This window comes from Candidatus Accumulibacter vicinus (genome assembly GCF_000584955.1).
In the GTDB taxonomy this organism is placed as follows: Bacteria; Pseudomonadota; Gammaproteobacteria; order Burkholderiales; family Rhodocyclaceae; genus Accumulibacter; species Accumulibacter vicinus.
Genome location: NZ_JDSS02000032.1, coordinates 52604 through 58094 on the forward strand (window position 1 = coordinate 52604; position 5491 = coordinate 58094).

The 5491-nt window shown below is 62.6% G+C and carries 6 protein-coding genes; 3 read left to right on the forward strand and 3 right to left on the reverse strand.

The window, feature by feature from the left end; translation table 11 throughout:
* Together CAPSK01_RS23255 and CAPSK01_RS15250 are read left to right on the forward strand one after the other, a co-directional pair.
* Window positions 1–316: hypothetical protein (locus tag CAPSK01_RS23255; protein WP_273703785.1), on the forward strand; the 316-nt coding region annotated here is incomplete at its 5' end.
* Entirely contained in the window at window positions 301–1395 is a 1095-nt protein-coding gene (locus CAPSK01_RS15250) for an acyltransferase (protein ID WP_034928506.1), read from the forward strand. The genes CAPSK01_RS23255 and CAPSK01_RS15250, both read left to right, overlap by 16 nt.
* On the opposite strand, the gene CAPSK01_RS23260 is transcribed toward CAPSK01_RS15250, so the two are convergent.
* From CAPSK01_RS23260 to CAPSK01_RS15265, 3 genes are read right to left on the reverse strand one after another with little or no spacing between them, the layout of a single operon-like run.
* The gene (locus CAPSK01_RS23260) at window positions 1364–2470 is read right to left on the reverse strand and encodes a glycosyltransferase family 2 protein (RefSeq protein ID WP_273703786.1); all 1107 of its coding nucleotides are present in this window, start codon (window positions 2468–2470) and stop codon (window positions 1364–1366) included. The two genes, CAPSK01_RS15250 and CAPSK01_RS23260, sit on opposite strands and share 32 nt — an antisense overlap.
* Window positions 2448–3596 (reverse strand): class I SAM-dependent methyltransferase, encoded by a 1149-nt coding sequence (locus CAPSK01_RS23265; RefSeq protein WP_273703787.1) that lies wholly within the window; start codon window positions 3594–3596, stop codon window positions 2448–2450. Before CAPSK01_RS23265 ends, CAPSK01_RS23260 begins: the two co-directional genes overlap by 23 nt.
* Before the next feature lie 4 nt (window positions 3597–3600).
* Complete coding sequence (locus CAPSK01_RS15265) at window positions 3601–4407, reverse strand: hypothetical protein (RefSeq protein ID WP_273703788.1); 807 nt, start codon at window positions 4405–4407, stop codon at window positions 3601–3603.
* A gap of 269 nt (window positions 4408–4676) precedes the next feature.
* Between CAPSK01_RS15265 and CAPSK01_RS23270 the strand changes: the two genes are divergently transcribed.
* The coding region (locus CAPSK01_RS23270) for a glycosyltransferase (protein WP_273703789.1) at window positions 4677–5491 on the forward strand (815 nt) is incomplete at its 3' end.

The window sequence follows — 5491 nt, forward strand, 5'->3', positions numbered from 1 at the left end:
CGCGTCGCTGCTGCAGCGAGCGTGCGACCCTCCGCAGCTGGCGGTATTACGCCGCCATGAGGCCGAGCTGCAGGCGGCCATGGCGGAGCAACGCCAGATCAGCGCCGCACGGGAGGACGAGTTGGCCGAGTGTCGGTGTGCTGTCGAGAAGCTGCGCGCTGATCTCCACGACCGGGACGTGCAGATCGCGGAAATGCGATTGCAACTCCAGGATCATCAACGACAGCGGGCAGAAATGCTCGCCAGCCATAGCTGGAGGATGACCCGTCTGCTGCGCTGCCTGTCCGCCGGTTGGCAGGAATGGCGCCGGAAATAGGCAGGGACGGCGCACTGATCGGCCTTGCCAATGCACGCGAGGACGCGATCATCGAAGGTGCTCGCGGGCTGGCGGCCCTGATGGTCCTGGCAGCCCACTACGCACACCTGTTCGCAGCACAGACCTGGCTATTTCGCTTCGCCACTACGGGCGTAGATCTGTTCTTCGTCCTCAGCGGTTTTGTCTTCGGCCCTTACCTGCTGGGCAAACCCTTGCCGGTCCTGCCCCACTTGGTGCGTCGATTCTTCCGGCTGTATCCTCTTTATGTGGCCGCCCTGGTCGGATACATCCTGTTGCATGAACCGCCGGCCCAGGCCTGGAAGCACTTCCCTGAGCACCTGTTGATGCTCCACACGGTCGTCTCGAAGGAGACGGCCTTCTACTACAACCCGGCGTTCTGGAGCTTGCCGCCAGAGGTGGAGTTCTACCTGTTCCTGCCATTGCTAGCCACCTGGAGCAGAAATGGGTGGTTTGCCGCCGTGCTGGGGGGGTCGCTCTTGATCCACATGGCGCTGCTTCTCTTCCCGGGCAGCGCTGACTTTAGCTCCTGGCCTCAGATCGCCGGCGTTCACCTGCCTGGCCTGCTGCCGGAGTTTCTGTTGGGTGGGGTGGCCTACGCCGTTAGCCAGCGCCGCCTGTCGGTCAGCGTGCAGTGGTGGCTGCTGCTTGCCGGAATCGGTCATCTCTGGCTGGTGGCCCAGGTTTTCAAGGCCTTTGTGGTCGATGCCGGGGTAAACGGTGCGGTACCGGCGTGGATCGGCGGCAATATCGGGCTGGCCGCCGCGCTGGGCTATGCGATGGTGCTGACGGCTTTGTCGAAGTTGCTGGCGCAAGCCTGGGGGCCGGCCACGCCTCTTCTGCTCGTGGCCGGCTCCCTGAGTTACGGCATCTATCTCTTTCACAACATGATGCCGGCCCTGCTGCGCCGGCTCTGGCCAGGCCTGGAGGGTGCCTGGCTGGCGCTGGCAGCGCTGGCTTTCACCGTCGGACTGGCGACGCTGGCTCACTATGGGCTGGAACGTCCCTTGAGGAATTTCGGTCGGCAGCTCAGCCGTTCCCTGCTCTCCGTTCGAAGCTGAGGTAGCGCAGTTTCCCCGGCAAGGCGGGATGCTCGACGGCCAGCATATAGCGGCCGGGCTCAAGCAACTGCCAGTCCGCCGGCGAGAACGACACGGCGCTGGCCGACAGCGGGCGGAAAGCCGCGGGCATCATCATGGGCGAAGGGCTCCAGGCGACGATGCGCGCGCCATCGAGGGCAGCATCGAGTTCGGCCACGCTGCTGATCGGGGCTTTCAGGCAATCGCCCCATGCTTCCCAACACAGCGGTTGGCGAAATCGCTCCAGCAGCCCCAGTTGGCGCGTCCAGCGGTGGAACAGGGGGTGGCATTTGCGGAAATAAATCGTTCGGGTTTGCGCCATCAGCGGACCCTTCAGTGGCTTGTGGCGATATTCGTGTACTGCCGTGGCGGCCGGGACCACTGCCAGCCGGTAGCCGGCCCGTCGCAGACGCCAGGCAAGGTCCGCGTCCTCGTAGAACATGAAATAGTCCGGGTCGAACAAGCCTCCGGCCGCCAGTACTGCTTCCCGCCGTAGCAGAAGCAATGCGCCGGCTAGAAAAGGGGTCTCCACCGGCCGAAGGCTGGTCATCTGCCGCCGCATGCGCGAGAGATAGAGACGGGAGGCCATGCGGCCAAGCCGGGGAGAGCGGCTGGCCAGCGCCAGAGATATTTCCGCGAGAGGTGATTGGGGAAAGGCCGAAGGCAGCAGAAAACGATGGCTGCGATCCCAGAAGGTCCTTGGAGAAACTGCAGCCAACCGGGAATCGGCCTCTAGGGCATCGACCAGGGTTTCCAGATTGGTCGCCGAGAGCAGGGCATCCGGGTTCAGCAGCAGGCAATAAGGAGCGTTCGATTCGCCGAAGGCGAGGTTGCATCCTCTGCCAAATCCAAGGTTTGTTCCCGGCACCAGGCGCCTGGTCCAAGGTAGCTCGCTGGTGCGGCGCGCCAGCATCTCGGCCTCTGCCGGATCCTCGCTGTTGTCCACCAGCCAGAGCGTGCCGAAGCGCCACGGCATGAGGGATTGCACGGCTACCAGGGTGTCTGCCGACGCCCGGTAGTTGACGATGATGACATCAACGTGCCTTGATGAGGGCATGGAAGCTGTCGGTGGCCAGGCTCTGAAAATCAACGGTCTGCTGGAAAGCGGCGGCCTGGTCAAGCAAAGCCTGGAAATTTCCGGGCAGCGGGGAAGGACAATCCCGCCACCGCGCGACCTGAAAGCCCGCATCTTCGATCAGTTTCTCGAGGCCTCTGCGCGTGAAGAAACGCAGGTGTCCGACGCACAGAATACCCACCGGCTGATAGTCGAATTCTCCCTGCAGCAGGTCCTGAACAACGGACCAGTGACCGACGTTGGGAACGGCAAGCAAGACGTGTCCCCCCGGTTTGAGCAGACTGTGCGCCTTGAGGAGCGCCGCCAGGGGGTCGGCGAGATGTTCCAGTACGTCAAGGAATGCGATGCAGTCGAAGAAAGCGATGTGCGGTAGTTGCTCGAAGGGTCCGCAATGGACGGTCAATCCTCGTGCCTTCGCCCGTTCTCCTGCCGCCGGGTTCAATTCGGCCACGGTAGCCTGTCCACCGAAGCGCTCGACGAATGCTGCCGCGAACCCGCCTTCGCCTCCTCCCACATCCAGCAGCGAATTCGTCCCGGCAGGCAGCAGGTCGAGCATTTCGGCGCGCGTGTTCTGCTGGTAGCTGGACCAGGAATGAATGAACGTGCGCTGTGCCAGCAGGGTACGGGAACCCAGGCTCTCCGGGATGCGTTCCCAGTTGATGGTTGCGTCATCGGCGACGATCTGACGCAGGGCGGCAAGAGTAATCATGTACAGCCACGGGGAATGACCGGCATACGGTGCTGCAGCCGGGAGCCGTGCGCGGCGGGCGACATGGCGGTCGAAACCGGGGCGGCTGGCATAGTCGACGGCGACGGCTCCGGCGGTTCTCGGATCGGCAGGCAGCGCACACGCGACCTGGCCGCCAGGGGTCAGGCCAAGCAGTTCATCGATCAGATTGTCGGCAACGAGCACGGCTGGGTCGAGAATGACCAGGACCCGATCGGCATGGCAGAACTTCAGGAAATGGGCCGGCAAGATCGGCCGATTGTCGGGACCCGCATGCCACCAGCGATCGGCACGAATCCGTCGCCGTAGTTCCCGCTGACCCAGAGCGAACTCCTCGGACAGGCGCAGGGTGCCGCCATCGAACAGCAAGACATCGAACAATGGCCTACTCCTGATGAACGGTTTGCGGTCCGCTGGTGAAGCAAATACGCTGGCTTCGTTCGGGCGGATGGGGACCTGGTTGTGTCGCATCCGTGGTCACGGGAAAATGCGCCTGCACAAACCGCGCCACATCGCCAGGTTTGCGGATGTTGAAACAGGGAGTGGCCAGCGGCAGATGGTGAAGCCACTTCGTTTCGAAGACACGGGCGTCGGCGATGAGAGCATCGGCGAAGGTCCTCGCTACCGGCCCGCTCGTCGGCGTGTCCGACCAGTGTTCGCAACAGGAATCGACGACAGCCGCCGCCCAACCCTGCTGCCTGGCAGCGAGCACCAAATCTGTGGCATAAAAATGGTATCGCAGTTCCGGATCGAGGACTAACCGACTATGCGTCCGTACCGCCACGAGGACTTCGTCCAGGCTCGATGCTTCGCACGGCAATGGCTGTGGCTCCCTGAGCAGCCTGCCCCGGTCCAGGACATGTCCGGCCCGTTGGCCCTGCAGGTCGATCCCGTAGACTCCCACCACGGCCAGCCTCGGTATCAGCGAATCAGCCTGGGCAAGGGCTGCCAGAAATTGACGATCCCAGCCATCTGGCAGGAAGACATCCTGATGCACCCAGACCAGCCAGTCTTCACCGGTACTGTGGTCCATCTCCTCGTTGAAGGCTCTGGCAGCGGAAGGGCTGTCGAAATAAACCGCCAACCGGTAACGCCGCGACTGCAAGCACTCGGACACCAGCAAACGCCGCTGCAACTGCTCCGCATCGGATGCGCACACCACGAAGGCCAGTGGCCGATGAATAATGGGCATCTTCTGCATTTCAGCCGTCTTCCCGCATCTCTTCAAATGACCGATTGTACTGCCTTCACCCGAGCGATGGCGAGGGCGGCGTGCGCTTCGCGATGTGATGCAAGGTGATCCGAAGTCATCACGAGCGACGCGGCGACCTGGCCAGCCAGGTCCGCACAACACGTTGAATCGCGCCCCTTGCGGCGATTAATTAATCAGCTTGGAATGGGCACGACTGGTTAAAATGCACCCATGCTGGCCATCGCGCCTGTCACCTCAGTCTGTCGCACATGACCCCCTTGCTCGAAAAAGAATGCTTTCCCCCTCAGGTTTCCATCCTGATACGCAGCATCAACCGGATTCCTCTGCTGCAGCAAGCGCTGGCGTCGGTTGTCCAGCAAAGTTACGCCCGGATCGAAATTCTGGTCGTGGCGGCCGTGCCCGACCATCCGGACATGCCGGCAGCCTGTGGTCCGCATCCGCTCCGCCTGATTTCAAGCGATTGTCCCCGGCATCGCTGTCGCGCCGCCAACGTGGCGCTCGACGCGGCAAACGGCGCCTACCTGCTCTTCCTGGACGATGACGACTGGCTCCTTCCCGGCCATCTGGAGAAGCTGGCGGCGGCGCTGACGGAGGCACCTGATTTGCTGGCTGCCTATACCGGTGTCCAGCCGATCGATGAGGATGGGCAACCCAAGGGTGGCCCCATTGATCTGCCGTTCGACGAACTGCGCCTGCTGGCGGGCAACCTGATGCCATTGCATGCGGTACTTTTCAGGCGCCAGGTCATCGATCTGGGTTGCCGTTTCGACGAAAACCTGGATCTGTTCGAGGACTGGGATTTCTGGCTCCAGATTGCCTGCCACTCCCGCTTCATCCATGTCCCCGGCGTTTCCGCCTGTTATCGCATGCATGCAAGTTCAGGAGTGCATGCGATGGCGCCCTCTGTCGGCTCCGCCTATGCCCGTGTCTATGGCAAGTGGCGACACCTGTGGAGCGAAGGGCAGATTGCGGGAATCATGGCCCAGGTGTGGAACTACCCTGAATTGCAAGAGAGGATCACTGAGCAGCAAGAGCGGATCACCGAGCAGCAAGAGCGGATCAC

Coding starts and splice junctions, on each gene's coding strand:
- CAPSK01_RS15250 (WP_034928506.1), top strand. CDS start 301: ATGGCGCCGGAAATAGGCAGGGACGGCGCACTGATCGGCCTTGCCAAT.
- CAPSK01_RS23260 (WP_273703786.1), bottom strand. CDS start 2,470: ATGCCCTCATCAAGGCACGTTGATGTCATCATCGTCAACTACCGGGCG.
- CAPSK01_RS15265 (WP_273703788.1), bottom strand. CDS start 4,407: ATGCCCATTATTCATCGGCCACTGGCCTTCGTGGTGTGCGCATCCGAT.